This window comes from Actinomycetospora sp. 2LY8.5, assembly GCF_057180585.1.
Genome location: NZ_JBXUHE010000093.1, coordinates 1 through 3346 on the forward strand (window position 1 = coordinate 1; position 3346 = coordinate 3346).

General features: G+C 72.6%; 1 protein-coding gene. It reads right to left on the reverse strand.

The window, feature by feature from the left end; translation table 11 throughout:
• Positions 1 to 3346, reverse strand: a 3346-nt coding sequence (locus AC2A1K_RS35500) for a condensation domain-containing protein (protein WP_483901053.1), incomplete at both ends; no start/stop codon positions are given.

Genomic DNA, 3346 nt, shown 5'->3' on the forward strand with positions numbered 1-3346 from the left:
CGGTGATGATCGCCGGCGCGTCCGGGGTCCGGGTGGCCCAGTCGAACAGGCCCTCGTGGAGCAGCCGGTCGGGGATCGAGGAGTCCGCGGTGTCGTTGACCCGCGCGCGCACCGCAGCCTGATCCGCCGGTATGAGTGGTACGACCGGCGCGTTCCAGACGTCATCCGGGCCGGACAGTCTCTCCAGCAGACCGACGTACGCGGTGAACATCGCGTCCAGGACGCCCTCCCGGAACACCGCGTCGACGCCGTCCCATGCGGTGAGCAGGCCGCCGTCCGACTCGTGGACCTGGTGGTCGAGCCAGACCTGCGGTGTCTGCGACACGCCCCAGACCCGGCGCAGGAACGTCGAGGGGACGTCCATCGACACGCGGTCGTCGACGCCGAGGGCGCTGGTGAACACGACGGGGATGGCGGTGGTGGGGGTGGCGTGGTGGTGGGCGAGTTCGCGGAGGACCCAGACCGCGCTGGTGTGGGTGTGGTCGAGGTCGTTCCAGAGTTGGTGTTGGAGGCGGTGGGTGCGGGTGTGCCAGGTGTCGTGGGGTTGGGGGTGGTGGGCGAGGAGGAGCAGGGAGGTGAAGTCGCCGAGGAGGTGGCGGATGTGGGGGTGGGCGTCGTGGCGGTCGAACAGGGTGAGGGTGAGGGTGAGTTCGGGGGTGGCCGACCAGGTGGCGAGGGTGTCGGCGTAGGCGGTGAGCAGGACGGCGCTGGGGGTGACGCCGTGGGTGCGTGCGCGGTGTTGGAGGCGTTGCCAGCGGGTGGGGTCGAGGTGGTGTTGGCGGCGGGTGAATCGGGGTCGGACGAGCGCGGTGGGGTTGGTGGTGGGGTTGGTGTCGGGGTTGAGGGGGAGTTGGGGTGCGGGGGGTAGGTCGGGGATGCGGTGGCGCCAGTAGGTGCGGCTGGTGTCGAGTTGCTCGGGGGTGGGGTGGTGCTGGGTGAGGTAGTCGCGGAAGGTGATCTCGAGTGGGGGCAGGGGGGTGTGGGGGTCGTGGTAGAGCGTGGTGAGCTCGGAGAAGACGATCATCATGCTCAGCCCGTCGAGGACGAGGTTGTCCAGGCTGATGGCGATGCGGGTGGTGCCGTCGGGGGCGGCGACGGCGCGGGTGTCGAACAGGGGCCAGGTGGTGGGGTCGAGGACCTGGTGGGACATGGCTTCGCGCAGGGCGTGGTGGGCCTGGTCGATGTCCTCGGGGGCGGGGCGGGTGACCTCGACGAGGTAGTCCTCGACGGTGGGCAGGACGTGTTGGGTGTGTTCGTCGGGGAACACGGTGCGTAGGGCGTCGTGGCGGGCGACGAGCAGGTTCCAGGCGTGTTGGTAGCGGTCGAGGTCGATGTCGTGGCCGTCGAACTCGACGTAGTAGTGCGAGCCGACCCCGCCGAGGGTGAATCCGGGTTGGCGGCCCAGTAGGTAGGCCTGTTGGACCTCGGTGGTGGGGAACGGTTCGTGGCGGCCGGCCGGATCGGGTACCACGGTGGGTCCCGCGGTGGGTCCCGCGGTGTTGTGGTCGGTCTGGTCGCTGAGGGTGGTGGCGAACTCGGCGATGGTCGGGCGGGTGAACAGCCCCGCCAGTTCCACACCGACGTAGCCGGCCGCGCGCAACCGCGCCACCAACCGCGTCGCCAACAACGAATCCCCACCGAGGGCGAAGAAATTGCTCTCCCGGCCGAGGTCGTCGACGTCGAGGACCTCACGCCAGATCGCGCCGACGGCCTCCTCGAGCTCGCCGCACAGCGGAGCCGACGTCGTGGTGTCGGCACGGCCCCCGGCTCCGAGCAGGGAGCGCACACGGGCGAGATCCACCTTGTCGTTGGCGCCCATCGGGAACCGGCTGATCACCACGACCTCGTCCGGGACCATGTGGTCGGGGACGCGCTCGGCCAGCCAGGCGTCGAGGTCCTCCAGCGGCAGGGCGGGCCGGGCCGAACGGACGGCGTGGAGCGTGACCGCGCTCCCCCCGGGCACGGTGACCTGGTCGAAGCCTGCGCTCGCGGCGAGCGTCGCCCACTGCGCAGGAGCGAGCAGCGGTGACCGACGCTCCCGGCGGGCGCGGTCGAGCCCGCTGAACCCGCGGCTCGCCAGACCGGCCACGACGACCGCGAGCGGGGTCAGGGCAGGCGGCTCGACCGCGAGGAGCGTGCCTCCGTCGACGGCGACGGTCGCCGCGAGGGCGAGGGGGTCGGCGGGATCCGGGGCGAGGTGGAGGGAGTTCACGGCCACGACGGCGTCGGCCCGGCGGTAGAGGTCGCGCGGGACCTCCGGGTCGGTGACGACGCGCACGTCGGTGCCGAGACCTGAGCCGGCGAGCCGCTCGCGGGCGGCCGCGGCCAGGGCCGCCGACGACTCGAGCACCGTGTACTCGGCTCCGGGCACGGCGGCGTGGAGGCGTGCGGCGGCGCGGCCGGTCCGGCCGGCGATCTCCACGACCCGCAGGGGCCGGTCGAGGCCTGCGGCGAGGTCGCGCAGGCGCGCGGCGAGGTCGTCGACGGCGAGGGCGTCGGCGGTGCCGCGGGTGCCGAGTGCCTCGGGCGAGAGGTCCGGGTCGTCGAGCAGCACGGCCGGGTCCCGTCGGCCGCGCAGGATCTCGAGCACCGTCTGACGGCGCGACGTGAGCAGGTCGGCGAGGGGCTCCCCGTCGATCGGGTGTGCGGCGCGACGGACACCCGCCGGCCGCGACGGCTCACCGCCGGCGTGGGTGGCGAGCCACTCGATCCAGAGCTCGATGACCGGGGCCTGGTCGACGTCGACGGCGCGGAGGGCCGCAGGCGTGTCGTCGCCCAGCTCGTCGAGGATCGACCGGAGGAAGCGGGCGACCACGCCGACCGTCTCGTCGGTGTCGTCCTCGGCGTGATCGTCGGTCGGCTCGAGGTACTGGTGCCGCCACGACGTGTCGGCAGGGGCGGCCGGCGCCCCGGCGCGCACCGTCTCCGCCAGCCCTGCGACCAACCGGCGCGAGGGACCGTCGACCACGGTGGCGGCGGCGCGGTGGATGTGGGGGTGTTTTTCGAGGGTGTGTTCGATGTCGGTGAGTTCGGTGCGGTGGCCGCGGATTTTGATTTGGGTGTCGGTGCGGCCGAGGAATTCGATGGTGCCGTCGGGCCAGTAGCGGGCGTGGTCGCCGGTGCGGTAGACGCGTTGGGGGCCGTGGGGGGTGGTGAGGGTGGGGAATTTGGTGGCGGTGCGTTCGGGGTCGCCGCGGTAGCCGGTGGCGAGGCCGGTGCCGGTGATGAGGAGTTCGCCGGGGACCCAGTCGGGGCGGTCGTGGTCGTGGGTGTCGACGATGCGGTAGCCCTGGTTGGTCAGGGGGTGGCCGTAGGGGTTCGAGGGCCAGTGTGGGGGTGGGGTGGG